Genomic DNA, 25,568 nt, shown 5'->3' with positions numbered 1-25,568 from the left:
TCCGAATTGTAAAGGGAAATGCATTATAACACCAATCATGTAATATTATATAACACAAAAAACGAAAAAAACAGTGATTTAGTCGCCCTAACATTGACAAATCATTATATTTATGTAATATTAACTTACAAATAATAGTGATCGATGATTTAACTTCGCAATTCATGTAATATTTATTACCACAACAAAATGGAGGTGACCGCGTTGAACGACAAAAGCACCAAACTGCTCGATTACGTGCAAACGCTGGATAACGACTTGTCGGTCGGAGGCTTCAGCCATGTGTTCGACCTCCAAACCCGGATTGCAGAAGGGCGCATCCAGAGCCAGGAAGAGCTGGAAGGGTTCATCCTTCATCCGATGATGAATCGTTTGGTCCGCCAAGACGGCGCGGCCATTCTGGCGATTTACGCAGCTGCCGACCAACGGGATATCCGTCAGATCGCCCGGATTGACCGGTACATCCTCGGAAGAATCGCTGCCCATGAAAATGATGAAGCGGTGCGCCAACGGGGCAGAAGACTTTTGAAACTGGCCCAGGCCCTGTACCCCTGGCTCAATCTGAAGGCTCTTGACGAACTCGCGCAGAAAGAACTGTCTCCCGTCTGCCTGGCCACGGCGCATGCCTATGTCAACTATCAGCTCGGGTCCAGCCGCGACCACACCGTTTATGGCTATATGCAATCTGCGGTCTGCACATGCATCCAGCTCGCTGCCCGCTCGCTGAGCATTCCGCCTCACGACGCCAAAGCGTTGGCCGGCAAATGGACGGCTGAAATGGAGCGCGCATGGACAGCGGAGAAAGACTCCCTGCCCACAGACCTTTTCAATATCCAGGAGAACGACTCCCATATCGCCTCGTGATCTCTTTAACAACACCACAAAGGCACTCCGCTCTGCCCTGCCGCAGCGAAGTGCCTTTTCTGTTCCCATGTATGTACTTGACCTTCATCTTACTGATCGCGGGACTGGTTCTTCCGGTATTCCACAAACTTGATGTACTCCTTGATAAACTCCTTCTCGTGATCGGATAGCGGCATTTCGTTTAACTGCCTTCCGTTTTCCCACAAATAAGGATCCTGCTGCTCTTTCACCATATACGGCCCCGGTTCCTTGCCCAGAATCAGCCAGTCAAGGCTGACGCCGAAAAAGCTCGAGATTTCGATCAATTTATTGGTGCTCGGGGTGGACTTCCCCCTTTTCCAATCTCCGAAATTCCCCGTGCTGATATTAAGCTGCTCGCAAAACGACTTTTTGGTCATCCCCTTCTGCTTAATCAATGCCTCAATACGTCCGTAAATGGATTGCATAAAAAACCGCCTTCCAGTCATGTCGCAAAAAAACGACGCATTTAAGTAATTTCATGCTTGCAATATGACGCAAAAACGTGTATAGTATTCTTTATATTAGGAATTTCCATACCTATGGCTCTTATTGTATCATTAGTCCCTTTTCTAATCCAACCGCCCTGCAATCATTCACTTCATATCTGACATTACCTTTCCAACGCGATTCGGGCCCGCTTATGACCAATACCAAGACAGGGAGCGACCGCTTTTGCACACACTCGACATTTCTTATCATGAATTGATCCATGCCATGAGGCAAAGTATTGCCGTCGTGGATGCCGGAGGAGTTATCATTTCAGTGAACCACGCCTGGATTCAAAGCGCATATGACGAAGGCGTCCCCCAATCCTTTAACTGGGTTGGTATTAATTTTATGCAAATCGCCGACGCCCTTTCGGGAGAAGACGAACAAGACATGGACAGACTCCAGGCGGTTTTGCAGGGTATTTCTACATACTACAGGAACGAATTCCGGTCGAGCTGCATCCAGCCCTCCCGCTGGTTTCAAATCGAGGCTTTCCCGCTCCGGAACGGCGCCAGGGAGGAACCCCGGGGAATGATCGTCTGCCTGTCGGATATCAGCCGAAGCAAGCAGCTCGAGAACGACTTGATGACCGCCTTATCCCAGATCCGCACCCTACGCGGATTGCTGCCCATCTGCGCTGTCTGCAAACGAATTCGCGATGACGATGACTTGTGGAATTCCATCGAGAGTTTTTTGCAAAAGCATGCCCACACCGAATTCACGCACGATATTTGCCCGGACTGCATACGGCGGCTGTATCCCAAGTACTCGTCCATATTGGACACACCTACTCACCAGTAGCTGCAACATCTTCAGTCTCTTCCCCAATCAAACACTTCTTCAAAATCATCGTCAACGCACTGCAGCTTTTTTTCGTTGACGTTCTTTGTTCATATCCATATAATTGTTATGACAATTATATTTTGAAGGAGTGTTTTCCCTGACCCGCTTCTCATCTTCGTCCCAAACGATCGGTTTCCGATACGGAAATATGTCCCGCAGAATGTCTTCTATTTTTGCAGGCCTGCTTAAACCTTACGGCATCACACCCGAGCAATGGTCCGTACTGTACCAGGTTCACCTCCAGGAAGGGATTAACCAGAAGGAACTCGCGCTTCGTTCCGGCAAAGACCAGCCCTCCATCACCCGCATTCTCGATGTGCTGGACAAGAAAGAACTGATTCAGCGCAAGCCGGATCCGGCCGACCGCCGGGCTTATTTAATCTACGCCACGCCAGCCGTGCAGGAGCTGATGAAAGAAACGATCCCGATGGAGCTGAAGCTTAATGACGAGCTGATCGCCGGCATTACGGACGAGCAATTGGAGTCACTGAACCGCATCATGGATCAAATCAATAAAAATATAGATCGAATTTTAATGGAGTAGGAGTCACCTATGAACGACACCCGAGAGAAACTGTGGACACGTGAGTTTATTATGCTTACGCTGTGCAACCTGCTGTTATTTTTAAATTTGCAAATGATCGTATCCCCTCTGTCCGGCTATGTAAAAGAACATTTTCACGCCAGCGCCTTCATGGTCAGCATGTTTACGACCCTGTTCTCGCTGGCAGCGATCGTGGCGCGCCTGTATTCCGCGAAAGCTTTGGAGAGAGGCATCCGTAATCAAATCTTATATATCGGCCTTGCCTTAGCGCTGCTCGCCACCTTCGGTTACCTGTGGAGCGGCACGATGGCGCTGCTGCTGCTGATGCGGATCGTGTTCGGCGTGGGCTTCGGCATGGGCAGCACGACGCTGCCTACGATGGCATCCGGTATTATACCGGTCCGCAGGCTGGGCGAGGGCATGGGCTATTTCGGACTGTCGACAAGCATCGCGCTTTCGCTTGGACCTGTTATCGGGACGGCGCTTCTGGAGAACAAAGGGTTCGACACGCTGGTATACGCTACGCTAATCGTTATTGCCCTGATCTTCCCACTGGTCATTCCGCTGACCAAAAAGGTAAAGCCGGCCGCCCCGGCCATTCCAAAAGAATTTACGGCGGTGCCCCAGAAGCAGGGCTTTCCGAAAGCGCTCCTTCTGCCCAGCCTGATGAACCTGCTGATGTCCATTACCTATGGCGGACTGCTCAGTTTTATTAATTTGTTCGGAAAAGAGGCCAGCCTCGCGAACGCATCGCTGTTCTTTCTGTTCAATGCGGTCGCCGTCGTGCTGATTCGGCCCATCTCGGGCAAAATCTACGACCGCAAGGGACATATCGCCCTGCTCATTCCGTCGGCGGTGCTGCTCATTGGAGGGCTATGGCTGCTGTCTTATGCCCATACCACCGGATTTTTAGCCCTGGCTGCCTTGTGTTACGGCCTCGGATTCGGTACGGTTCAGCCGACCCTTCAATCCTGGATGCTGCAGCAGGTTCCTCCGCAAAAGCAGGGGCTCGCCAACAGTATGTATTTCAACTCGCTGGACCTTGGCATCGCCGTTGGAGCCATGATTTTGGGCCAGATCGCCCAATACTCGACTTACGGGGCAATGTACCGTTACGCATCCTTGTTCCTCGTCCTGTTCATCATGGTATACGCGTTCTATCTTGCGAAACGGGCCAAGAACAACAACATGCCAAACCGCGATACCGGAACGTCCACAACCGTATAAAGCCCCTTGGGCTTGATCGATTCAGCACCTTTCTGCACCTGGCAGAAGGGTGCTTTTTATTTCTTTTACAATCACAGCCATATGCCCCCAGCCCACAGATCACTCTACTCCCTGTAGTTCCCCTAGGTTCCTCTAGAGCCTCTCCCAATGCATCATTAAAAATCACTTCATAATTCAATGTAATATTTTATGACTTTAAATGTTAAATATACTTTCAAATCTATCAATCAAGGAGTAAAATAGTCATATTATCTACCATAAGCCATAGTTCTATTCCAATTCCGGGGGAGAGATTACGATGAACATGCCGGCCACATCCACTGCCTTCGAGACGTTTATACCCGTTCAGCCGGGCTTTGCCAAGCATTTTACCGATTACACAGAGCATCGCGACTTGTTACCAGACACTCCGCTGCCTGTTCTGTTCTACCAATTCTCGGTCCCATGCGGCCACTCAGGACGCTGCCCCGTACTGCCCGGGGGACATGTCGATATGTTGTTCCCGGTCGGAGGCTCCCCTGCCGATCCCTTGCTTCTCGGCAGCGTTCTTTGCCGCCGGGAGGTGCCGTTCCGTCCAGGCACGTTATACTTCGGTGTCCGGCTGCTTCCCGTCCCCCTCGCTCCTGCTTTTAAAATTCCGCTAAAAGAATTGGTGGACCGATCCACGCCGCTGGATCGCGCCTTATCCATTCCAGCCGCCGCCATACAGCAAATCCAGCAGGAAGACGCCTCTTTCCATCGCAGAATATCCAGTTTCCACAGCGGCCTCCGTAAGCTGCTTCATTCCGGGTCATGCACTGCCGCTTCTGTACCATCGCACTTTTATCAGGCCATCCGGCTTATTTTTCAGTCCTGCGGCAATATCAGCATAACCGAGCTCTCTACAGCTATGGACTGTTCAACACGGAGTTTTCGCTCCCTGTTCGAGGCGTATATAGGCCTCTCTCCCAAGCTGTTCTGCCAAATCATCCGGTATCAATCGGCCGTGGGCAGACTGCTGCATCCGTCGCGGGCGGCTTTTAACGACATTATTTCAGAGTACGGCTATTACGACCAGGCCCACTTTATCCACGAGTTCAAAAAATTCAGCAGCGAATGCCCAACCCGCTGGATGGTGCAGCTCCTGCGGAAATCGTAATCTAGTTATTATTGCGTAAACTTTCCTGACACGACTTCCGTTTTATACAATTCATGTTAACTCTTCTTCAATATAATAGACTCCAATGACGGAGTGAAGGCATTCGTTTATCCCCAGTTTCTGCGGGTTCGTCCTCCATCCTGCGAAGTTTCTCCCGCGGAAATTTCAAACGATGCCTTCCTTCCGCCACAAAGTCAGAATACATAACGCTGTATTGGAGGAGAACGACTTGAAGAGTTTTAAGAGCAATCTATTCACGGTTTTAATCGTTTCAGCTTTATCGCTGACCCCGACGCTGGCCTTTGCCTCACCAGCCGCTTCCGCAGCAGCTCTAAGCGGTGAGACGGCCGATGCACTGTCCCAGAGCTGGATGCCCAAATCTCTGACCTCCCTAACCGCCAGCAGCAAACCGATTACCGCCGCAGAGTTTGCCGAAGCAATGAAGCTCGCTGCAGAAGAAGCCGGGACGACGGTAAGCCCATCCGGTTCCAATATTAGCGGTGCATTGACACGCGAAAAGGCCGCCGCACTTCTGGATTCCGTCATCCATGTCCCTTACGCCGCTTCCGCAGGCTACCAAGACATTGCCGGAGGCAGCCCTTACAGCAAAGCCATCGCCAATGTCTATACCGCCGGCCTCATGCAGGGCAGCTCCTCCCAAACTTTTGGATACGGCAAGCCGCTAACGCACCGGGAAGCCGCCACGATCATCTACCGTCTGTATCAATATTTGCAGCCATTCAAGCTGACGGAAGCGACTATTGCGGAGATGCAAAAGGCGATGGAAACCGGCCGGCTGACCTCAGAGGAACTTGTCCAGCAGTATTTGGACCGGATCGCAAAGTACGATGACCAGGGCCCGAAGCTGAACAGCATCATTACCTTGAACGATAAGGCGTTGGAAACGGCGAAGCAGCTGGACGCCGAGCGTGCAGCCAAAGGGGAACGCAGCCCGCTGCACGGGATTCCGGTGATCGTCAAAGACAACTACAACACTTCCGACATGCCGACCTCTTCCGGGAATATCGGCTTAAAGGATGTCATCCCTCCGGAGGATGCCACACAAGTCAAGGAGCTGCGCGATGCCGGGGCAATCATTATCGGCAAAGCTAACCTGCATGAGTTCGCTTTTGGCTATACAACCGTCAGCTCATTGGGCGGGCAGACGCTGAACCCTTATGACCCGACCCGCGTGCCCGGCGGATCCAGCGGCGGAACCGCAGCCGCGGTAGCCGCCAATCTGGCAGCCGTAGGCATGGGTACCGACACCGGCGGATCGATCCGGATTCCTTCCTCGTTCAACAGCCTGGTCGGCATTCGTCCGACGGTCGGCTTGTCGAGCCGCTACGGCATCGCTCCGCTTGCCTTGACGCAGGATACCGGAGGTCCGATCGCCCGTACCGTGGAAGACGCCGCCTTCATATTGAACGCGACGGCCGGCTATGACCCGAAGGACATCGCCACCGCGAAGAGCGTCGGCTTCGTGCCGAAGGATTATACGGATTATCTCGATAAGGACGGTCTCAAAGGAGCACGGATCGGCATCGTCCGCGAAGTATTCGGAGACGACGCCCAGGTCAACGCAGTCGTGTCCCAGGCTATCGAAGAAATGAAAACAGCCGGGGCTACGATGGTGGACAACGTCAAAATTCCGAACTTCGATCTCATCAATAAATACGGAAGCCTAAGCGCCTGGGAGTTCAAGTTCCAATTCAACGACTACCTGAAGTCCCTCGGCGACGCTACGCCTTACAAGTCTTTGGACGAGCTGATCGCTTCGGGCAAATACGACCCGTCCATTGAAAAAGCCCTGATCGACCGCAACAAACGTGAATCGCTGGATGCCCAGGAGTACAAGGACATCGTCCTGTTCCGCACCAAATACGTACAGGAAGCGGTCCTCAAAATGATGGCGGACAACCATCTGGATGCCCTTATCTTCCCGACCTCCTCCAAAACAGCCGTGAAAATCGGCCAGGAGCAGGTGGCGGGCGACGCCTTCAAACTAAGCTCCTTCACCGGCTGGCCAACGGTCACTGTACCGGCTGGCTTCACCAGCGACCATCTGCCGGTCGGCATCGATTTTTTCGGCAGAGCCTTCAGCGAGCCGGAGCTGATCAAGCTGGCGTACAGCTTTGAGCAGCACACTCACCACCGCGTGACACCGCAGACAACGCCTTAAGAACACTCAAGAAAATCGTCTATCCGGCGTACCTTCTAAAAATCACTTTCAAAAAGCGCACCCCCGGCTGCCTGTCCGGGCGGCCCCCCCCAATCAGGTCCGACCCTTTCAGCGTGCCGCAAGGTGCGCTTTTTCCTTTTTTCATATCAGCTTCCTACCACGGCCACTCCCGGCCCAGCCAGTCCCTCATGACCAGCCGGTCCTCCTCCTGAATCCCTGGTCCTTCATAGCGGTCCCGCAGAAAATAGGCCACCGCCATGCGCGCCGCATCATCGGCATCCAGGTCACCTTCGGTATTCAGCTCACCCGACATATAGGATCTGACCCAGCCCGGATGGTACAAGCGAAAAGTAAAGCCTTCGGGACGGAGTTCGTCAAACAGGCATTGAACTCCCCGGTTCAGCGCAGTTTTGGACATACAGTACCCGTACCAGTTATCGCGAAAGCTGCGGTTGATGCTCCCCGCTTCCGAGGACACGAAGCACATGCGCTTTCCGGACCCCGCTCTCAGCAGCGGCACAAACGCCTGCGCCATCCGCATGGGCCCCACCGCGTTAACGTTGTAAATTCGCAGCAGTTCCTCTTCGACCTGCTCTTCATGAATCGTTCTGGGGTAACGCGTGGCGATCCCCGCATTATTGATCAGCACATCCACCCGATCAGTCTTGCGCTCAACCGCCCGGCTGGCCGCCTGAACGCTCTCATCGCTGGCTACGTCCAGCGGAATGACATACAGCCGCTCCGGCTCTTTCTGTCTAAGCTCCGTCAGTTCCGGCCAATCCGCCAGGTAACTCCCGGCAAAAACGTCCCAGCCCAGCTCCAGCAGCCTTTTTGTTATGCCAAGTCCCAACCCCCGGTCCGCGCCTGTAACAACGGCAACTCTGCTCCTGCTCATCCGTAAGCACCTCCTTTTTTAAAGCCCGTTATAAAGGAATCTCCTGTCCCCGCCAATCCAGCATAACTACCCGCTCTTCATCTTCCCTGGCCCCGGTAAAATAAGCAGCAGCCGCTTCAGCCGAAGCCCCCGTTTCATGCTCCGATCCAGGCTCAAACAGCCGGAACGTGAACCCCTTGCCGCTCAGATCCCCATGCAGCATGGTGTACGCCATATGCAGCGCAGCTTTGGACATCGCATATCCTGTCCCTGCCCCCGAAAGGCCAAGCCCCAAACTGCCCTGGACATCGGACAGCAGCGCGATTCTTCGCAGCCCGTTATCCATAAGAGGCAGGCACGCCTCGATGACACGAATCGGACCTAGCGTATTCGCCTGGTAATCTTCCAATACGAGATCCGCCGACATATTGGCAATTCCGGCCGCCTCCCTCCCCTGGCTGGATGCCGTTCCGCAAACGAGCAGATCCACCCGGCTGGTATGCTCCTGAATCCGCCGGACTGCCTGCCGCACCGATTCTCTGGACCTTGTATCCATCGTGAAGATATGTATTTTATCCGTATCCAAGGCGTCCTGAAATTCCTCTTCGGGAACGGGACTGCACCCCATGACGTGCCATCCCTTTTTGGCGAATTCCTGAACTAGTGCGCATTCCCACGGACGGTGAACTTCTGTAATCAAAACAACCTGGTCCATGATTCATTCTCCTTTCGGTGCTGATGCGGTCCACGTCAGTGCTTGCCGCAGCAGCTGCTGGTAGCCCGGATGCAGCCAAACCGCCAAATTGTGGCCGGGTGTCAGCACGCAAACCCTTCCCTCGCCTTCCGTTCGGGTCCATCCGCCCGGCTGCTCCCCATGTTCCGACCGGGTCACCATAAATATATTCACGTCACTCTGGTCAGTCATATCCATGAAATAGTGCTCGTCTTGCATCGTGAAGGCTTGGACTCCCCGGGTAATCTCCGTTTCTTGTACAGGCTCGACCGTGACCGGACACTGCTCCGGATGGTGATGAAAGACTCCTCCGACCAGCCCGCGCACGTCCTCTATGTCCCGGTAACCCACCGTACCGGAGTGCAGGATGAGCAGACCGCCACCCGCGCTGACGTAACGCTGCAGCAGACCACCGGTTTGGGCTGTGAGCCACGGTTGCTCTTTTACCGCGGAGACCCGATTGGATTTCGCCAAGATCAGCAAGTCATATTCCGTAAGCAGCCTTTCCAGCGAGTCCTGCCATTCGGCGTCGGTTTCCAAAATGTAGTGAAAATTGAACCCACCTGCCCGAAGCGGCTCCAAGCCTCCCTTCACTACATCGGCCGGATGCCATTGATCGTCGCATAATACGAGTATGTTCAAGAATGTTCCCCTCCTTTGACAGCGTTTGCAAAGCGTATTACTCCCAGTATTCCAGAAACCCGCTTGCCACGCAACCCGGTTCCAGGTCCGATCATGCAAAATGCGGATATAACAAAAAAATCCTTGCCCATTCGCAAGGATTGTCATTTATCAAATTATGGTGCGGTAGAGAGGACTCGAACCTCCACGGGCGTACGCCCACTACCCCCTCAAGATAGCGTGTCTGCCATTCCACCACTACCGCACGTTTAAAGGGAACTGCTATTTTAAAAAACTGGTGAGCCATGAAGGACTCGAACCTTCGACACCCTGATTAAAAGTCAGGTGCTCTACCAACTGAGCTAATGGCTCTCGATGATCCACAACCTGTGCGCCCATAAGCATAGATGGTACAGATATTGGAATTCTTATTCTGCTGCAAGCAATGAAAGTGGTGACCCGTATGGGATACTCTCACTTCGTTCGAGACTGCGAAGCTGATCCTAACGATGCAGCGCTTCGACGAACCCGTCTTGGGTTCTCATCCCCTGTTGCAAGCAATGAAAGTGGTGACCCGTATGGGATTCGAACCCATGTTACCTCCGTGAAAGGGAGGTGTCTTAACCCCTTGACCAACGGGCCATATCGTAACATCACTTTCTTGACGACAAGACTGAGTATAGCATAGAACAAAAAAGGTTGGCAAGCCCTTTTTGTAATATTTTTAAAAAAAGTGTCGCTGCCACTTCTCTCCTATTCCCGGGCATAAAATCATCCCTTATTTGGCATCCTATACACGTCAATGACATCAACACACGACAAGGAGACAAAATCAATGGCTAAACCAGACGACCGTTCTGATAACGCGGAAAAGATCAAAACCGCCATTATCAACACGCAGGACAACATTAACGAAACCAACGATTATTTGGCCGAACACGCCGAGGAAATTTCCGGTCAGGAAGTTCACAACCTTCAGCACAAAAACGCCAAGCGCGAAAGAGCGATTGAAGGCATGCGGGAAGAGTACGAAGACGAAAAATAAAGCTTTGAGGATTCGCCCAAACAGCCCCCTGTCCAATGATGGATGGGGGTTGTTTTGTTGCTCCGACGAACCCTCCCCCGAGGGTTCTCATCCCTTTACACCAAAAAGCCCCCAGCCGCAAAGGCGGTGGGAGCTTTCTTACGAAGTATTTCAAAACGGAGAGAGAGGGATTCGAACCCTCGCACCGCTTACGCAGTCTAACCCCTTAGCAGAGGGTCCCCTTATAGCCACTTGGGTATCTCTCCAAGAAACTGGCTCCCCGAACAGGACTCGAACCTGTGACAACTCGATTAACAGTCGAGTGCTCTACCAACTGAGCTATCAGGGAACGTTGTTATATGGTAACACCAAATAATTTATCATGATTTTGTAGCGGAGTCAAGCTTGTTCAAACGAAGATTTCCAGCGCATTTCCCGCACCGGTAACGGCGGGGATCGACCTTGCGTTTACGCAGGTACACCATCCCGCACTGGCGGCACACCAGCTGGTACCGGTAAGGCTGCACCTTACGCTCGCGCGCCGAAGGCAGCGACTGGCAGTAACGGCTTCCCCCGACCTGCTGCAGCAGCATTTTAAAATCCGGATCCCGGTGTTTGTATCCCCTTCCCGTCAAGTGCAAATGGTAATGGCACAGCTCATGCTTGATGATCTTTTCCACTTCCTCCCGCCCGTTCGCTTCGAGCTGATGAGGATTAATTTCGATATGATGGCTTTTCATAAAATAGCGCCCGCCCGTTGTGGATAATCTCCGGTTGAACGTGGCCCGGTGCCTGAAAGGCAGGCCGAAGCTTTCCTCCGAAATCCGCTCCACCCAAGCTTGCAGCTCTTCATTGCTCATGACGTCCATGAGGTCCTCCTCTGACTGAATTTGACGGTCTTCGGGGCGGTTGTCCCTAAAGAAACATTCTCTTGAATTATAACTTCCCCATACGCTACACTGACAAGTAGAATGTTATGGAGGGAGATTTTTGCGCCTTATGCCGAAGATGAGATATGTAATTTTACAGAAAAATGCCGACCTCTTTTTTGTGGAAATGCCCGCCGATTACGCTTACCAGCTCAGCGCGCTGAACCTGCGCCTCAATAAGGAAATAGACAAATTGACGGCCTCCGTCGTCCCCGAGCTGCCGCTCGCCGTGGCGGAATGCGATCAGCTGGATCTGCTGCAGGAACATCTGCAAATTCAGGATGGACTTGCCTACATCAACGCACTGGAACAATCCTTTGCTTCCATCGATGAACAGAGCTATCCCCTCATCGCCCTGCTGACCGAAATCCGTGCCCTTCAAGCCCAACTGGAACAGTGGTATGAGGAGGAAGCGGAGGGCTAGGCGGCCGCAGCGTTATTACGGAAATAGCCATGAACTGAACCGGGATCACAGCGAGGAGAAACGTGAAGGAATGCATAATGGGATGCGTTTATAAAATACAATCCCGTCCCCTTGCAGAACCCGGGAAATTCAAATGAGACCTGCACGCTTTGGGCGTTCTCCCCATATGCTGACCGTAGAGACGGAATGCAAGAGGAGGAGATCACCCTTGCCGCAATGGCTCTGTAATCAGCTGAGGAAGGCGTTTCACAAAAAAGACAGACGCCAGATCAAACTGCTCAACGAATGCTGGTTCTTCTACCGAAACGCCCCGGAAGAAAACTCGGACGCCCGATAAATATTTAAAAATGAAGCCCGCTCCATGCAAACAGGCCGGTACCGTGTACCCGCCTGTTTTTTGCGTTTGGTTTTGTCGGATTCTATAGTCAGCATGCTCCTTGTTACCTACTCAAAGCTTCTCGAAGCCGGCCAGCTCCCTCTCAGCTTGCGAAGCAGAATAATCTGCCCCGTATGATAGGCGTCATGCATCATCAGGCTGTGAATGAGGCTGGCGAGCGGTCGGGTCGGAAACGGCGCGTTCAGCTCACTGTCGCTCAAACCGGACAGGAAGCTTCGGATCTCGCCATGGACCTTTTTGAGACGATCGACCGTCTTCTGCCAAGCTTCGTCTCCATCCTCGACGTTGCCGAACGTCTCATCGTTGCTGGACGCCTTGAAGTCAGGGTTTTCGCCGCGCATCCGCTGCAGGTGATATTCTTTGTAATAAAGCAGGTGGTTTACGTTCTCCCAGATCGAGTTGACAACTTCCCCTTCCGGCTTCCATGCCGCTTCCTCAGCGGTCACACCTTCCAAAGCCGGTACAAGCGGCGGATACCAGTCCTCCTGACCAAAGCATTCATCCCATCTTTGCAGCAGCACCTGAGTTTGGCTCATGTATAAATCCTCCCTGTCCGGTTTTTTGTAACGAACTAAAATCAATTTATTAGTTACATCCATAAATTAACACAGTCTATTTCTGCCGGTCAAGTAACTAGCAAAATAATTTTTTAGTTGTTACAATGAACCTGAAAGGAAGGATAACGTATGCTTTGGGATGATTTTTTGAACAGCGACTGGCATGATTGGCGGGGCAGCGGCAAGTCCGAGGACCGGTTGGACCGGCCCGGATGGCTGCGGGCATGGCTGCAGGAACAGCAGTTGCCGTTACTCGATGAACCAAAACCCCACGAGCTGCAGCAGCTTAAAGAGCTCCGCTCCTTGATCCATGGCATGGTCACCTCCATCGTCGAGGGTGTTTCCCTTGATGCCGAGGCGATCGGCAGGCTAAATGCGGTCATGTCCGCCGGCCCCGTCATTCGGGAGCTGCGCTACCGCGAAGACAGCTTGTCTACTGGGAACAAACCGGTCCGCTGGGACTGGCAGCAGGTCATGTCGGAGATCGCCGCTTCTTTTGCCGAGACGATCGCCAATGGCGAACCGGCAAGAATCCGGATCTGTGACAATCCGGACTGCCTCTGGGTCTATTATGACGATACCCGTAACCGCTCCAAACGCTACTGCGATGACAAAATGTGCGGGAATTTGATGAAAGTTCGACGATTCCGGGCACGTAAGAAAGCGACCCAGCACGACCACGGCCACGACCACGACCACGACCACGACCACGACCATAACCAAACCTAAACCCGAACACACCAAAATCCCGAAGACTGGAAACATTTTTTTCCATTCTTCGGGTGGGCTATGGGAAGGAGTCCGGCAGCGATCATGAACCAGCTAAAGAACGCCATGTTGGCCGGAACTCCACATATACCTATCTTATAAAATCCTTTAAATCCTGATCTGGTTATAATCCGATCTTGTTTACTTACAGTCTTGAGATAAGATTATTCTCCCTGATGCGGGTTGCGCATCGTCAGGCCGACACGGCCTTTTTTCAAATCGACGTTCAGCACCCATACTGTCACGTTATCGCCGACGGACACCACGTCCATCGGATGCTTGACATAGCCGCTGCTGAGCTGCGAAATGTGGACGAGACCGTCGCTTTTGATCCCGATGTCCACGAAAGCCCCGAAGTCGATGACGTTGCGCACGGTGCCCTGCAGCTCCATGCCTGGGGTCAAATCCTCGATCTTCAGCACGTCCGTCCGGAAAATAGGCAGCGGCAGCTCTTCCCGCGGGTCGCGGCCCGGGCGCTGAAGGCTCTCCAGAATGTCGCGCAGCGTAGGCACGCCAACTTCCAGCACCTCCGCCAGCTTCTCCACGTCCTGACGCCCCAGCAGCTCGGACAGCTCAGGCGTTCCCAGCTTCTCCATGCCGACACCAAGCTCGCGGAACAGACGGTCCACCACCTTGTACGATTCCGGATGGATTGGCGTGCGGTCGAGGGGGTTATCGCCCTCGGAGATGCGCATAAATCCGATGCACTGCTCGTAGGTTTTGGCTCCCAGCCGCGGCACATTCTGCAGTTCTTTACGGCTCAAAAACTTACCGTTGGAATCGCGGTATTTCACGATGTTTTTGGCGGTCGTCGCGTTGACGCCGGACACATAGGACAGCAGCGACGGCGAAGCGGTATTCACGTCGACACCGACATGGTTGACGGCCGATTCGACGACGGTCTTCAGACTCTCGTCCAAATGCTTCTGGGAGACGTCATGCTGGTATTGGCCGACACCGATCGCCTTCGGCTCGATCTTTACAAGCTCAGCCAGCGGGTCCTGTACGCGGCGGGCGATGGACACGGCGCTGCGCTCGGCAACGTCAAGATCCGGGAATTCCTCCTGGGCCAGCTTGGACGCCGAATACACGCTTGCTCCAGCCTCGTTGACGATCAGGTAAGCCAGGTCCGGCACGCCGATGTCGCTGATCACTTCTGCCACGAACTGTTCCGTCTCGCGTGAAGCTGTCCCGTTGCCGATCACGATCAGCTGGATGCTGTACTTCTTAATCAGCTCGTTGAACTTCGCGGCGGCTTCTTTCTTTTTGTTGTTCGGTGGTGTCGGGTACGTCACCGCCACCTCAAGCAGCTTGCCGGTATCGTCCACGACGGCGAGCTTGCAGCCTGTCCGGTAGGCCGGATCCACCCCGAGGACGCAGCGGCCCTTGACCGGCGGCTGCAGCAGCAGGCTGCGCAGGTTGCCGGAGAAGATCGAAATCGCCTGATTCTCCCCCTTCTCGGTCAGCTCAGCGCGGATTTCGCGTTCGATGGAAGGGGCGATCAGCCGTTTGTAAGCATCTTCAATAACGGCCGTGAGGATCGGCTGCACCGTCGAGCTGCCCTTGATGACCTGACGCGCCATAAAATTGTGGATCGACTCAGGCTGTACGTCGAGGCCGACTTTAAGAATATTTTCGCGTTCTCCGCGGTTAATGGCCAAAATGCGGTGAGGCGGCATCTTTTTCGCCAGCTCCCGGTAGTTGTAATAGTTCTCGTACACGGACTCCTGCTCGGGATCCTTCGCTTCCGAGGTCAGCATCCCATGGTCCATCGTATAACGCCGCACCCAGGCCCGGATGGTCGCATCGTCGGCCAGATTCTCCGCCAGTATGTCCATCGCGCCGGAAATCGCATCGTCCGCCGTTTCCACGCCCTTTTCCGCATCGACGTATTTGGCGGCTTCCTTGTGCACATCCCCCTGCTTCGGCTGAGCCATGATCCACTCGGAGAGCGGCTCAAGTCCCTTCTCTTTGGCGACGCTGGCACGGGTTTTACGCTTCTGCCGGTACGGACGGTACAAGTCTTCCACTTCCTGGAGCTTGGCCGCCTTCTCGATTGCCGTCTTTAGCTCCCCGGTCAATTTCCCCTGCTCGTCGATAATCCGGATGACCTCGCGCTTGCGCTCTTCCAAATTCCGCAGATAAGTCACGCGCTCTTCGATTCCGCGCAGCTGGTTCTCATCCAATTCCCCGGTCATTTCCTTACGGTAACGGGCGATAAACGGAATCGTGTTGCCCTCATCCAGCAGTCCCACCGTCGTCCGAATCTGCTTCAGGGACAGCTGCAGCTCCTTGGCAATCTGCTGCACGATCCGCTCCTTTTCCTGTGCCTTCAGTACTTCACCATTCTGTTCGATAACCATTTCCTTTTCCGTCAAAAGAAATCCCTCTTTCCCATTCGTACTTGCGTTTCCATGTATTCAAACGTTCTCTCATCATCGTCGTCATTAAAACATTCATTCGTCATCATGTGATTGGTCACAGACTTGTCCGAGTCGAAAAATCGGGTTGGTCTGGTTTATAAACGCCTGCTGCCGCAAACCGTCGTACCGAAAATTTTATATCAGCAGGGTGGCTTCCTGCGGCGTTATAGGTATCAGTGTCAGCTTGCCTGGCGGCCAGTCCGATTAACGGGCGGACAGCCTCTATGGAAAACTGTGAGATCAAACCAAAACTTTAGGCAAATCTACAAAGTTTTCATATCTTATTATCACAAACTTTTAACCATTTTTCCAGCGGTCATGTTTGGCAGGAGAAAGCTTCCATACCACGGTAGATTTCCCCTGAAAAAGCAAAAAGAACCTTACCCCATAAACAGGGCAAGGTTCATCATACTGCTGCGGCTTCCATCTGTATAGACCTTTACGCAGGCCGGAGGCCGGTTAATTCTGGAAAGGGCCCGGGCTTATACGAGCCGGAAGCGGAAAAACTCGCTGTGGTAATCCCCGCGCTCAGCGCCTACCGCGATGCCCGCGTACATCAGGGCGTCGCCAGTGTACACCCCGCTTGTGCCCACCAGCGCATAATCTGCAGCCGGATCGAGCCCCTTCAGCTTGAGGCGGTTCAGCGGCGCGTTGGATTCGGCCAGCACCCGGAAATAGAAGACCGCGGCCTCGCTGCCGTCTTCCGCCACGAACATCCAGGCGGTCTCATTGCCTTCAAACGGGCTGAGGAGCCGGTACATCTCGCCGGTCTGGACGAGCCCGCGGATTTCCTTATACAGCGCCACCTGCCGCTTGACGACTTCCTTCTCTTTTTCGGTGAACTTCGTCAAGTCGAGCTCGTAGCCAAAGTTGCCTGACATGGCGACGTAGCCGCGCATGTCGAGCGGCGTAGACCGTCCCACCTGGTGGTTCGGAACGGCGGAAATATGCGAGCCCATGGCGCTTACCGGGTAAACAATGCTCGTGCCGTACTGGATGCGCAGGCGGGACACCGCATCGGTGTTATCGCTCGTCCACGTCTGCGGCATGTAATAGAGCAGGCCGGGATCGAAGCGACCGCCTCCACCGGAGCAGCTCTCGAACAGGATGTGCGGGAACGCCGATGTGATCCGTTCCATCACTTCGTAGAGGCCGAGCATGTAGCGGTGGGCCGTCTCCCGCTGACGCTCCGGCGGCAGCAGCGCCGAACCGATTTCCGTCATGTTGCGGTTCATGTCCCACTTCACGTACGTAATCGGCGCGCTGCTCAGCACCTCCGTCAGCATCCGTACAATTTCCTCGCGCACATCCTGCCGCGAGAAGTCGAGGATCAGCTGCTGGCGGCCTTCCGTACGGCGCCGGTCCGGTACATGCAGGCACCAGTCCGGGTGCTTGCGGTACAGGTCGCTGTCCGGGGAAACCATCTCCGGCTCGAACCACAGGCCAAACTGCATTCCCATGCCCGTCACGCGGTTCACCAGGTCTTCCAGTCCGCCAGGCAGCTTGTTCTTATCCACCACCCAGTCGCCAAGCGAGGAATTGTCGCTGTCGCGATGGCCGAACCAGCCGTCGTCCAGGACGAACAGCTCGATCCCAAGCTCTTTGCCGGCCTTGGCGATGTCGACGATTTTATCCGCATTGAACTGGAAGTAAGTCGCCTCCCAGTTGTTGACGAGGATCGGGCGCTCCTTGTCCCGGAACTGGCCGCGGGCCAGGCGCTCGCGGTACAGCCGGTGATAGGTCCGCGACATGCCTCCCAGGCCTTCGGAGGAATAGACCATGACGGCCTCCGGCGTCTGGAACGCGGCTCCCGGCTCTAGCAGCCAGGTGAAATCGAACGGATTGATCCCGATCGACAGACGGGTCGTCCGGAACTGGTCCACCTCGGCTTGGGCGATAAAGCTTCCGCTGTATACCAAGCTGAAGCCGTAGACCTCGCCGTGGTCTTCATCCGCCCCCGGAGACAGCAGCGCCGCAAACGGGTTCTGCTGGTGGCTGCTGGCCCCGCGGCGGCTCTCCACCGCCTGCATGCCATAGGCGACCGGACGGCGAACAACGTCGCGTTCCCGGGTCCAGGCGCCGGACAGCTGCAGCCACTCGTAGTCGGCGCGCGGGAAGTCCACGCTTGCGCTGAGGGCTCTCAGCAGTTCCACCGGCTCGGTGCTGTCGTTCACGATTTTTAACGAGCGGGTCAGCGCGTCATAAGCTTCCATCACCGTGTACTGCAGCTCCACATGCAGCCCCGACACGGGATCCTGCATATTCACAAACAGCGTTTCGGCTTCGGACTCGCTCTCCACATATGTCGAAGGAAGTCCCTCCATCCGCGGCTTGCCCTGCTCTACCCGATGCGACACGTACTTGAATTCGGTGACGGTTGAGCCGTCAGGCAGCCGGAACTGTACCAGCGGGTGACGGAAATCGCTCGTTCCGTACACTGGAAGCTCCTGCGGCAGCGTGTCCAGGGAGATCGTACGATCCTCCGGCACCGGATTCGGGCTGAAGGAAGCCCGCTCGGTCGTCACGAGCAGCCAGCTCAGGTCAGCGTCGCGCAGCCTTTTCCCGTAATAGAGATGGGCGGCATAGCCGGACGGAAGAATCTGAAATACGTAGCTTGAACTGCGGGTCTGAAGATGAAATAATTGCTGCTTGGTATCGATATGAATCGCCATAATTCCCTCCCTGATATCACAAGCGGATAGACGCAGATGCAGTACTCACCTGCCCGCTCATACGTTGGATACAATTCATTATAGCGGATGCGTAACCCCTTACAATGGACTTATGTGACTTAAAAACAAGTTCAAAAACAAGAAAAAGGCGCCCCTTCCGGGTACGCCTTATCCTTCACAACCATATCATCAACCTTATGGTTCAACGCTTAAAAATCGATCAGGCTGAGACTGATTTGCAGCGAATCATCCACCTTTTTCATCGTTTCTTCATCCAGGTGGGTAATTTTGTCCGTCAGCCTCTGCTTATCAATGGTCCGGATTTGCTCCAGCAAAATGACCGAATCCCTGTCAAAACCATGCGAAACCGCATCGATTTCCACATGGGTCGGCAGCTTTGCCTTTTGAATCTGGGCGGTAATGGCCGCCACGATGACCGTAGGACTAAAACGGTTGCCGATATCGTTCTGAATGATCAGAACGGGCCTGACTCCACCTTGCTCAGAACCGACTACGGGTGAAAGATCCGCAAAAAAAACGTCGCCGCGTTTTACGATCAATGTCTACACCCCGCTCACTAAGCGGCCTAGAGTGCTGTCTGCATCTTCTTCCGCGTGAAAGGCCTCCGATGCCATCGTCAAATTGATCTTGGCCATTTCCATATAGCCGCGCTGCATTGACTCCCGTATATAACGTTTCTTCCGCTCCGTTAAATACAGTTTCATGGCTTGCCTGATGAGTTCACTGCGGTTCGAATTCTCCATCGCAACGATGCCATCCACTTCCTGCAAAAGATGATCCGGCAAGCTGATCATAATTCGTTTGGTATTCTGCATATTAGCCACCTTCTGTTCCACCCCCACAATACCTTCTCACCCTTGTGCCCAGTATAACTTGAATCAAGGAAATTTATACAAAGGAATATATATGCCGAAGATATACCAGGTATGCTGCATACATTATAAACTAGACTCGGCATTTACGTACAGTCATTCCGTCATTACCTTTATTCGGGATGCTTGTGCCGTATTCCTTCATTTCCAGCAAAAAGGCTGAAATTCCGCCTTTCTTCGCATTAGGTGAGCAGTGGGTTGACCCGGTTGTACAGCGCCCCGTGCTTCGTGTAAACACGAGGTACCCGGTGGGAAATCATACAGATGACCTCATAGTGGATGGTACCCAGCTGAGAAGCCAGCTCATCCGCCGTAATACACTGGCCAGACTGCTGACCGATGAGCACAACCTCCTCGCCCGCATGAATTTCTTCTGCCTCTTCGGCAAAAGATTGAAGTGTTACCATACACTGGTCCATACAGATCGTTCCGACAACGGGAACGCGGCGGCCGCGGATCAGGACTTCCGCTTTACCGCTCAGCATCCGCGAGTACCCGTCGGCATAGCCGATCGGCAGCGTTCCAATGACTTCATCTTGATCCGTCACATATTTGGCGCCGTAGCTGACGCCCCAATGCGGCGGAAGGGTTTTGACATATACTAGCTCTGTCTTCAGCGTCAATACCGGGGAAAGTGCGACAGTCTGATGATTCACCTCATCCGATGGATACAATCCGTACAGGCTGATGCCGACGCGGACCATATTGTAGGATAGCTGAGGGGTATCAATCGCTGTGGCGCTGTTGCCCGTATGTATAAGAGGAGGGCTGAATCCTTTCTCCCCGAGCGAGGCCACCACGCTCTCGAAACGCCGGTACTGCTCCAGTGTATAGCTTTTATCTTCTTCGTCCGCTTTGGAAAAATGGGTAAACAAGCCTTCAACCTCAGCCTGCGAAAGGGCATAGAGCGACTCGATAAACGAAATGGCGTCCGGGCCGGGAAGAAGTCCCAGTCTGCCCATTCCGCTGTCGATCTTAATGTGCACCTTCAGCGGTCTGGACTCGGCGTCCGCCGGGAGCTGCCGGATCGCTTCCCGTACCTCCGGGCTGAACACCGTCACTGTTATGTTATTCTCCCACGCCGTTCTTATGCCTTCCGGAGGCGTGTAGCCAAGCACCAGGATGGGCAGCGTCAAGCCGGCATGCCGCAGTTCGATCGCTTCATCCAGGAAAGCGACGCTTAAATAGTCCACCCCGATGCTCGCAAGCTCCCGCGCCACCTGCACGGCACCATGACCGTACGCATCCGCCTTGACGCAGGCCAGAAATTTCATGCCTTCGGGCAGAGCCCGGCGAAATGCCGTAACGTTCGCTTGAAGATGGTCCAGATTGATTTCCGCTCTAGTTGCTCTATATTGTTGCTGCATTCATTCGTCACCTTCTCTAAGAATTAACACACTCATTACATACAGTCATTGAAAGGAGAGTTGTCATTTTCGTTCGATCAGTCTATGGACATAGATGGATCGGATCGAAAATCAATTGTTATTTACCTTTCGTTTATCCTATGTAATCGTAATGTTCAGGAAGGTGACTGTCAATGAACCACGCCCCGGCTGAATCCGGCTGGTTTACCGTACCACAGCGGTTTTCGAAGATGGATAGGCGAAAGCCCCTTCGTTGCGCCGGTGGAATCATGCCCCGCCGGCCCGAAGGGTCCGCCTGTCTGCGTATTATTTACCCGATTGTTCCTGTAAAGACGCTGCAATCTGTATCATTTCGTCCACCGGCAGGTTTGCGCTTGTAATGCGGAATTCCACGCCGTCCCCATTCATCCAGGTCAGCGTTTGCTGCTCATCGCCAGCCAGGAGGCCCGCCGTAAATCCAAGATCCACCACTTCACCCGACATCAGGGACACGGCACGGTCCTGCGGACGGGATTCCATGATCGTGAACTGGTATGTACCGTCATACCGAAGCAGCAGCGCATGGTTGTCACTGTTGTCCAACTTGTTGCTGTCCTTGAGCGTAACGCCTTCAGGCAGGTAATCCGGAATAATCATGCCAAAGTCGCCAAGTTCCTTGGTGACTTCCTGCGCCGCTTCCCCGTTATCGCCCTGCGGCTGGTCCTGGGATGCGACCGGATTGCCGTTCTCGTCGACTTCGGCCACCGTTCCGACCGATGGATCGCTTTGCACGGTCATGTTGCGCTTCATGTCAAAAGAGTCCTTGTCGAATTTCGCATCGAACTGGAACTGGTCGAATTTGACCTCAACGACGACATGGGCGTCGGAGTCGGAGACTTGTACTTGTTTTGGCGCGTAATTGTCCTTGCTGAGCCAAATTTTCTGACGGACGAGAGACTGGCTGTGATAGTTGGCCGCAACATCGAAGACATAGCTGTCCTTGTCTGCGGCAAACTGCCGGGTGTTATCGCTTAAGATGCCCCGGACGAGCGTTTGGTATAAATAGACTTGCCCCTGGTTGTCCGGCCAGTCGCTTTTAAACCGGAAGCTTTTGTTCAGGCTCGGCGTCAGCACGAATACGCCATCATCGTTGCGGAGAACGATTTGCGTGACGTCCTTCTGGGCGTTCGTCAGGCTGATGCGGTAGTAGTTTGGATTCTGGTACCATACCTCCACCTGGTATTCCTGCGGCTTTTCCCCGGTATACAGCGTCATTTTTCCCGTTCCTTTGTAAGAGCCATCCTTGCTTTGCAGTGTATCGACCACGTTGTTCAAGTCTTTGACAACGGAAGCGGCATCCTTTTTGCCACCACAGCCTGCCAACACAACCGTAACGCACAAGATCATGGCGAGCATCCATGAAATCCGGCGCATGACATCATCCCCCTTAGCACTTGGTTTGAACTGATTGATACATGTCTATGAGGGACTTGGTCACATTATGCAGACTAGCATGACAAGCCTGATACCGAATCCGTGTTGCTGAATTTAATGTTAATAGTTCGTTGTTATACGACGTTATATAAAGGTGACTCGCGGCGGTACCGCTCCATGAACGCTTGCCTTGTCATGAGCAGCATCTGCGGAACCAGCTTGGGAGCGCTGTGCTTCACGCGTTTTTGCCCGGCGGGATGAAGCATTCGCAGCAGAAACCTTAAATAGATCGTCGTCAGCAGCCGGAACCACCCGGCCTTCAGCTGGTGCTGCTCGAAGCCCAGCCCGTGGGTCAGCCCCCGGTGAAGCAGCGTAATTCCGGTCAGCGCTTTGACCTCGGCCAGTTCGGGAACCTGGTCCATCGCTTCACGGATCTGTCTGAGCGATTGCTTCAGGAGCCTGGCGGTTTTCAGCGCCGCCCTGTCCGGCCCAAGGCTCCGCGACAGCTCCAGCACCTGCCCGTTATCCAAATGAAGCTCCCCGATCCAGTCGCCGGCATGAAGCCACTGCCCGCTGTCACTGCGGATGCTTTGCCCGTGAAAAGGCCGAACCACCAGCTTGCAAATTCCGTAACTCAGCACCCGCTTGCTCCGCAGCCGCGTGATCCGGTCGAACAAGCCCTCCCATTTCATCCATGCCGTCTGGACTCCCGTCTTCAAAGCCGTCGTTTTGATCAATATCATCACATCTCTTCTCTATTAAGTTCGTTCTATTCAGTTTGACGGTTCAAATGAGGGAATCCATGCAAATCATCCAAAAAAAGATATTTGCATGATTGGCACTGACCACGAAACGTTCCTCGTGGAACAAGACGTTTCCGCGGTGCCGCCTGGCAACATGCCCGGATTCCGTTATCGGGGGAAGGCCGCTTATGTTCCAGTCATTCGGCAAAAAGAAACAGCAGGCCGGAGGCTGGGCTGGGATACCGCCCCTGCGGTACCGTTTCCGACCCATCCCTCCTGACCTGCCTGTCTTAAAAAATGCTGCTGCTCTATTGATCCGCCAAAATGCGGTCGATCGATACCAGCTGCACGCATACGCACAAAATATCGATGGCCTGCGCAAGCTCTTCGAGCGATGGATAGGTTGGCGCAATACGGATATTGCGGTCCCGTGGATCGCGCCCGTACGGATAAGTGGCTCCGGCAGGCGTTAGTGTCACCCCGGCCTCGGCTGCACGCTGCACGACTTCCCGTGCGCAGCCGTCTATCGTATCCAGGCTGATAAAATAACCACCGCTGGGCTTACTCCATGAAGCGATATCTTTAGAGCCGGGCCCGGATTCCAGCTTGCTCAGTACCAAGTCGAATTTCGGCTTGATGATCGCGGCATGCTTTTCCATGTGGCGGCCCAGGTGCTCCATATCCTTCAGAAAGCGGATGTGCCGCAGCTGGTTCACTTTATCCGGGCCGATCGTCTGCACGGACAACTGTTTTTTCAAATGGCTGAGGTTGTCCCTGCTCGCCGCCAAGGCCGCTACGCCGGAACCCGGAAAAGTCACCTTGGAAGTGGATGCAAAGATGAATACACGGTCAGGATGGCCGGCGTTCGAGCAGGCTTCCAGCATATTTTTCAGCTCGTCATGCCTTGAAGTCAGATGATGAACCGTATAAGCGTCATCCCAGAAAATGCGGAAATCGCCTGCCCTCGTCTTCATCCGGGCCAGCCGTTCCACCGTTGCGTCGGAATACGTGATACCCCCGGGGTTGCTGTACTTCGGCACACACCAAATCCCCTTGATGGAGTCATCTTCAGCGACAAGCCTCTCTACTGCGTCCATATCCGGCCCTTCCGGCGTCATATCTACGGTGATCATTTCGATATTCAGCTGCTCGCAGATCGCAAAATGGCGGTCATACCCAGGGCTTGGACACAGGAATTTGACGGACGGGAGCCTGCTCCACGGCTGCTCACTGCCAAGCACCCCGAACAGCATCGCCCGTGCCAGCGCATCATACATCAAGTTTAGGCTGGAGTTGCCTTGAACAATCACTTCGGAAGACTGAACCCCAAGCATCTCGGCAAAAAAACGCTTCGCCTCCGGGAGCCCGTCAAGGCCGCCGTAATTGCGGCAGTCCGTCCCATTCTCCGCCCGAAGCTCTTCCCCGGACGGCAGAATGTCCAGCATTTCGTTCGAAAGCTGCAGCTGCTCCGGGCACGGCTTGCCCCGGGACATATCCAGCTTCAAATTAAGACTCCGGTATGCCTCATATTCAGCTTGCAGCCGGGCTTGCTCCCGCCTTAACTCATCTTCCTGCCATCCGGCATAACCCGTAACCATCTTCATCTCTCCTCGCTCAGCTCTTCGTCTAACTTTTACTAAATTACACCATATGACCGAAAGCAGGCAGATGTCAACTACAAAAATCACCACACCTGGCGTCATGAAAATCCAAAAAAACCGGACTGCTGTAACGCAGCCCGGTTCCGGTGCCTTTTATGTTTAGCTGTGTGGGGTTGGAGGCTCCTTCGGGACCAGCTTGAAGATCTCTCCGCTCTCAAACGTATCGATGAGCCGGTCCAGCCAGCCGTAATAGGCAACCGCCTCATGCAGCTTGGCGATATCCATGCGCAGCAGCTCGGTGAACTCGGGATCATGCTCGTACGCCGCCAGCAGCCTGCCCATCTCGTCGATGGACTTGCTCAGAATCTGGATATTGCTCTCTACCGATTTTCTCCACTTGATATCGAAAAAGTCGGTAAACGTCTGATACCAGTCGTATTCCACTTCATATAAGTCCTTGCGGGAGCCCTTCTCCCATACTTTATTGACCATCTTCAAGTCCAGCAGGGTCCGGACGCCCGTGCTCATGCTGGTCTTGCTCATTTTCATTTCCCGTCCCATTTCATCCAGGGTCATCGGCTTGTCTGCAAAAAAAAGCAGCCCGTATAAATGTCCGGTGGACTGGGAGATTCCATATAAGTCCATGTTTCTTCCGATCGTTTCAATGACGCGCTTGCGTACCTTGTGGATTGCTGCGTCGCGTTCATCTTCGAATTGGTCCAAGCTCATGCTTGCAACCTCCTTATTTGTTCAACCATTCTCCGCAGAATCCCCGGCCCATAAGCCTGAACAAGGTCCGGAATCCGCTTGTGTTGCCCGTG

General features: G+C 53.8%; 25 protein-coding genes and 5 tRNA genes. 10 read left to right on the top strand and 20 right to left on the bottom strand.

The window, feature by feature from the left end; translation table 11 throughout:
* The first annotated feature begins 204 nt into the window (after nt 1-204).
* The gene (locus MKY74_RS08490; RefSeq protein WP_076173485.1) at nt 205-864 is read left to right on the top strand and encodes an urease accessory protein UreF; all 660 of its coding nucleotides are present in this window, start codon (nt 205-207) and stop codon (nt 862-864) included.
* Nucleotides 865-953: 89 nt separating this feature from the next.
* Here MKY74_RS08490 and MKY74_RS08485 read toward each other — a convergent pair whose 3' ends face one another.
* Nucleotides 954-1,310 (bottom strand): helix-turn-helix domain-containing protein, encoded by a 357-nt coding sequence (locus MKY74_RS08485; RefSeq protein ID WP_076173486.1) that lies wholly within the window; start codon nt 1,308-1,310, stop codon nt 954-956.
* A 247-nt stretch (nt 1,311-1,557) separates the two neighbouring features.
* On the opposite strand from MKY74_RS08485, the gene MKY74_RS08480 reads away from it, so the two are divergent.
* The 5 genes from MKY74_RS08480 (at nt 1,558) to MKY74_RS08460 (ending at nt 7,308) form a co-directional block, all read left to right on the top strand.
* A complete protein-coding gene (locus MKY74_RS08480; protein WP_084204054.1) occupies nt 1,558-2,175 on the top strand; it encodes a PAS domain-containing protein in 618 nt (205 codons plus the stop codon).
* Between the two features lie 202 nt (nt 2,176-2,377).
* Nucleotides 2,378-2,761 carry a MarR family winged helix-turn-helix transcriptional regulator gene (locus tag MKY74_RS08475; RefSeq protein WP_167372902.1) on the top strand — a complete coding sequence of 128 codons (384 nt, stop codon included), beginning with the start codon at nt 2,378-2,380 and terminating at the stop codon, nt 2,759-2,761.
* Between the two features lie 9 nt (nt 2,762-2,770).
* Nucleotides 2,771-3,988, top strand: a complete 1,218-nt coding sequence (locus MKY74_RS08470; RefSeq protein ID WP_076173487.1) for an MFS transporter — start codon at nt 2,771-2,773, stop codon at nt 3,986-3,988.
* A 298-nt stretch (nt 3,989-4,286) separates the two neighbouring features.
* Complete coding sequence (locus tag MKY74_RS08465) at nt 4,287-5,126, top strand: AraC family transcriptional regulator (RefSeq protein WP_076173488.1); 840 nt, start codon at nt 4,287-4,289, stop codon at nt 5,124-5,126.
* Nucleotides 5,127-5,355: 229 nt separating this feature from the next.
* Complete coding sequence (locus MKY74_RS08460; protein ID WP_244169362.1) at nt 5,356-7,308, top strand: amidase family protein; 1,953 nt, start codon at nt 5,356-5,358, stop codon at nt 7,306-7,308.
* Nucleotides 7,309-7,462: 154 nt separating this feature from the next.
* On the opposite strand, the gene MKY74_RS08455 is transcribed toward MKY74_RS08460, so the two are convergent.
* The 6 genes from MKY74_RS08455 to MKY74_RS08430 all read right to left on the bottom strand — a co-directional run bounded on the left by MKY74_RS08455 (nt 7,463) and on the right by MKY74_RS08430 (nt 10,178).
* On the bottom strand, nt 7,463-8,203 hold the full coding sequence (locus tag MKY74_RS08455) for an SDR family oxidoreductase (protein ID WP_076173489.1): 741 nt from the start codon (nt 8,201-8,203) through the stop codon (nt 7,463-7,465).
* Nucleotides 8,204-8,231: 28 nt separating this feature from the next.
* On the bottom strand, nt 8,232-8,897 hold the full coding sequence (locus MKY74_RS08450; protein WP_076173490.1) for an SDR family NAD(P)-dependent oxidoreductase: 666 nt from the start codon (nt 8,895-8,897) through the stop codon (nt 8,232-8,234).
* 3 nt (nt 8,898-8,900) lie between these two features.
* On the bottom strand, nt 8,901-9,557 hold the full coding sequence (locus MKY74_RS08445) for a ThuA domain-containing protein (protein WP_076173491.1): 657 nt from the start codon (nt 9,555-9,557) through the stop codon (nt 8,901-8,903).
* A gap of 158 nt (nt 9,558-9,715) precedes the next feature.
* Nucleotides 9,716-9,801: transfer RNA gene (locus MKY74_RS08440), tRNA-Leu, on the bottom strand.
* A gap of 31 nt (nt 9,802-9,832) precedes the next feature.
* Nucleotides 9,833-9,908: transfer RNA gene (locus MKY74_RS08435), tRNA-Lys, on the bottom strand.
* A 195-nt stretch (nt 9,909-10,103) separates the two neighbouring features.
* Nucleotides 10,104-10,178, bottom strand: a tRNA-Glu gene (locus tag MKY74_RS08430).
* Between the two features lie 193 nt (nt 10,179-10,371).
* Between MKY74_RS08430 and tlp the strand changes: the two genes are divergently transcribed.
* The gene (tlp, locus tag MKY74_RS08425; protein WP_076174820.1) at nt 10,372-10,581 is read left to right on the top strand and encodes a small acid-soluble spore protein Tlp; all 210 of its coding nucleotides are present in this window, start codon (nt 10,372-10,374) and stop codon (nt 10,579-10,581) included.
* Between the two features lie 156 nt (nt 10,582-10,737).
* Here the strand turns inward: tlp and MKY74_RS08420 are convergent.
* The 3 genes from MKY74_RS08420 to MKY74_RS08410 all read right to left on the bottom strand — a co-directional run bounded on the left by MKY74_RS08420 (nt 10,738) and on the right by MKY74_RS08410 (nt 11,420).
* A tRNA-Ser gene (locus tag MKY74_RS08420) sits at nt 10,738-10,826 on the bottom strand.
* A gap of 7 nt (nt 10,827-10,833) precedes the next feature.
* Nucleotides 10,834-10,909: transfer RNA gene (locus MKY74_RS08415), tRNA-Asn, on the bottom strand.
* Nucleotides 10,910-10,940: 31 nt separating this feature from the next.
* Complete coding sequence (locus MKY74_RS08410) at nt 10,941-11,420, bottom strand: SprT family protein (RefSeq protein ID WP_084204161.1); 480 nt, start codon at nt 11,418-11,420, stop codon at nt 10,941-10,943.
* 139 nt (nt 11,421-11,559) lie between these two features.
* Here MKY74_RS08410 and MKY74_RS08405 point away from each other — a divergent pair, with 139 nt between their 5' ends.
* Nucleotides 11,560-11,913, top strand: a complete 354-nt coding sequence (locus MKY74_RS08405) for a hydrolase/acyltransferase (RefSeq protein WP_076174826.1) — start codon at nt 11,560-11,562, stop codon at nt 11,911-11,913.
* 208 nt (nt 11,914-12,121) lie between these two features.
* Nucleotides 12,122-12,250, top strand: a complete 129-nt coding sequence (gene cmpA, locus MKY74_RS08400) for a cortex morphogenetic protein CmpA (protein WP_089549977.1) — start codon at nt 12,122-12,124, stop codon at nt 12,248-12,250.
* 107 nt (nt 12,251-12,357) lie between these two features.
* On the opposite strand, the gene MKY74_RS08395 is transcribed toward cmpA, so the two are convergent.
* The gene (locus MKY74_RS08395) at nt 12,358-12,846 is read right to left on the bottom strand and encodes a DinB family protein (protein WP_076174829.1); all 489 of its coding nucleotides are present in this window, start codon (nt 12,844-12,846) and stop codon (nt 12,358-12,360) included.
* A 150-nt stretch (nt 12,847-12,996) separates the two neighbouring features.
* Here MKY74_RS08395 and MKY74_RS08390 point away from each other — a divergent pair, with 150 nt between their 5' ends.
* On the top strand, nt 12,997-13,596 hold the full coding sequence (locus tag MKY74_RS08390) for a CGNR zinc finger domain-containing protein (RefSeq protein ID WP_076174832.1): 600 nt from the start codon (nt 12,997-12,999) through the stop codon (nt 13,594-13,596).
* 203 nt (nt 13,597-13,799) lie between these two features.
* Here MKY74_RS08390 and MKY74_RS08385 read toward each other — a convergent pair whose 3' ends face one another.
* From MKY74_RS08385 to MKY74_RS08345, 9 genes are all read right to left on the bottom strand, one after another.
* A complete protein-coding gene (locus MKY74_RS08385) occupies nt 13,800-15,998 on the bottom strand; it encodes a Tex family protein (protein WP_076175195.1) in 2,199 nt (732 codons plus the stop codon).
* Between the two features lie 542 nt (nt 15,999-16,540).
* Nucleotides 16,541-18,730: an alpha-galactosidase gene (locus MKY74_RS08380; protein ID WP_076174835.1), complete on the bottom strand. Its 2,190-nt coding sequence runs from the start codon at nt 18,728-18,730 to the stop codon at nt 16,541-16,543.
* A gap of 209 nt (nt 18,731-18,939) precedes the next feature.
* The gene (locus tag MKY74_RS08375) at nt 18,940-19,290 is read right to left on the bottom strand and encodes a type II toxin-antitoxin system PemK/MazF family toxin (protein WP_076174838.1); all 351 of its coding nucleotides are present in this window, start codon (nt 19,288-19,290) and stop codon (nt 18,940-18,942) included.
* Nucleotides 19,291-19,293: 3 nt separating this feature from the next.
* Nucleotides 19,294-19,575, bottom strand: a complete 282-nt coding sequence (locus MKY74_RS08370) for a CopG family ribbon-helix-helix protein (protein WP_036648438.1) — start codon at nt 19,573-19,575, stop codon at nt 19,294-19,296.
* A 230-nt stretch (nt 19,576-19,805) separates the two neighbouring features.
* A complete protein-coding gene (gene alr, locus MKY74_RS08365) occupies nt 19,806-20,990 on the bottom strand; it encodes an alanine racemase (protein ID WP_076174841.1) in 1,185 nt (394 codons plus the stop codon).
* Between the two features lie 306 nt (nt 20,991-21,296).
* Complete coding sequence (locus tag MKY74_RS08360; protein WP_076174843.1) at nt 21,297-22,403, bottom strand: outer membrane lipoprotein-sorting protein; 1,107 nt, start codon at nt 22,401-22,403, stop codon at nt 21,297-21,299.
* A gap of 134 nt (nt 22,404-22,537) precedes the next feature.
* Nucleotides 22,538-23,146: a YkoP family protein gene (locus MKY74_RS08355; protein ID WP_076174846.1), complete on the bottom strand. Its 609-nt coding sequence runs from the start codon at nt 23,144-23,146 to the stop codon at nt 22,538-22,540.
* Between the two features lie 308 nt (nt 23,147-23,454).
* Complete coding sequence (locus MKY74_RS08350) at nt 23,455-24,750, bottom strand: aminotransferase class I/II-fold pyridoxal phosphate-dependent enzyme (protein ID WP_076174851.1); 1,296 nt, start codon at nt 24,748-24,750, stop codon at nt 23,455-23,457.
* A gap of 156 nt (nt 24,751-24,906) precedes the next feature.
* Nucleotides 24,907-25,476, bottom strand: a complete 570-nt coding sequence (locus tag MKY74_RS08345) for a GbsR/MarR family transcriptional regulator (RefSeq protein ID WP_076174853.1) — start codon at nt 25,474-25,476, stop codon at nt 24,907-24,909.
* Nucleotides 25,477-25,568 lie beyond the last annotated feature (92 nt).

The sequence above is a fragment of the Paenibacillus sp. FSL R5-0378 genome (assembly GCF_038009285.1).
Classification (GTDB): Bacteria; Bacillota; Bacilli; order Paenibacillales; family Paenibacillaceae; genus Paenibacillus_AQ; species Paenibacillus_AQ favisporus.
The sequence above is the reverse complement of the archived record's forward strand: the minus strand, read 5'-3'. Positions and strand labels throughout refer to the sequence as shown.

Bases quoted from the DNA above. Each gene is read 5' to 3' on its own strand.
- MKY74_RS08485 (WP_076173486.1), bottom strand. From the start codon at position 1,310: ATGCAATCCATTTACGGACGTATTGAGGCATTGATTAAGCAGAAGGGG.
- MKY74_RS08475 (WP_167372902.1), top strand. From the start codon at position 2,378: ATGTCTTCTATTTTTGCAGGCCTGCTTAAACCTTACGGCATCACACCC.
- MKY74_RS08470 (WP_076173487.1), top strand. From the start codon at position 2,771: ATGAACGACACCCGAGAGAAACTGTGGACACGTGAGTTTATTATGCTT.
- MKY74_RS08465 (WP_076173488.1), top strand. From the start codon at position 4,287: ATGAACATGCCGGCCACATCCACTGCCTTCGAGACGTTTATACCCGTT.
- MKY74_RS08455 (WP_076173489.1), bottom strand. From the start codon at position 8,203: ATGAGCAGGAGCAGAGTTGCCGTTGTTACAGGCGCGGACCGGGGGTTG.
- MKY74_RS08450 (WP_076173490.1), bottom strand. From the start codon at position 8,897: ATGGACCAGGTTGTTTTGATTACAGAAGTTCACCGTCCGTGGGAATGC.
- tlp (WP_076174820.1), top strand. From the start codon at position 10,372: ATGGCTAAACCAGACGACCGTTCTGATAACGCGGAAAAGATCAAAACC.
- MKY74_RS08410 (WP_084204161.1), bottom strand. From the start codon at position 11,420: ATGAGCAATGAAGAGCTGCAAGCTTGGGTGGAGCGGATTTCGGAGGAA.
- MKY74_RS08405 (WP_076174826.1), top strand. From the start codon at position 11,560: ATGCCGAAGATGAGATATGTAATTTTACAGAAAAATGCCGACCTCTTT.
- MKY74_RS08395 (WP_076174829.1), bottom strand. From the start codon at position 12,846: ATGAGCCAAACTCAGGTGCTGCTGCAAAGATGGGATGAATGCTTTGGT.
- MKY74_RS08390 (WP_076174832.1), top strand. From the start codon at position 12,997: ATGCTTTGGGATGATTTTTTGAACAGCGACTGGCATGATTGGCGGGGC.
- MKY74_RS08385 (WP_076175195.1), bottom strand. From the start codon at position 15,998: ATGGTTATCGAACAGAATGGTGAAGTACTGAAGGCACAGGAAAAGGAG.
- MKY74_RS08380 (WP_076174835.1), bottom strand. From the start codon at position 18,730: ATGGCGATTCATATCGATACCAAGCAGCAATTATTTCATCTTCAGACC.
- alr (WP_076174841.1), bottom strand. From the start codon at position 20,990: ATGCAGCAACAATATAGAGCAACTAGAGCGGAAATCAATCTGGACCAT.
- MKY74_RS08360 (WP_076174843.1), bottom strand. From the start codon at position 22,403: ATGCGCCGGATTTCATGGATGCTCGCCATGATCTTGTGCGTTACGGTT.
- MKY74_RS08355 (WP_076174846.1), bottom strand. From the start codon at position 23,146: ATGATATTGATCAAAACGACGGCTTTGAAGACGGGAGTCCAGACGGCA.
- MKY74_RS08350 (WP_076174851.1), bottom strand. From the start codon at position 24,750: ATGAAGATGGTTACGGGTTATGCCGGATGGCAGGAAGATGAGTTAAGG.
- MKY74_RS08345 (WP_076174853.1), bottom strand. From the start codon at position 25,476: ATGAGCTTGGACCAATTCGAAGATGAACGCGACGCAGCAATCCACAAG.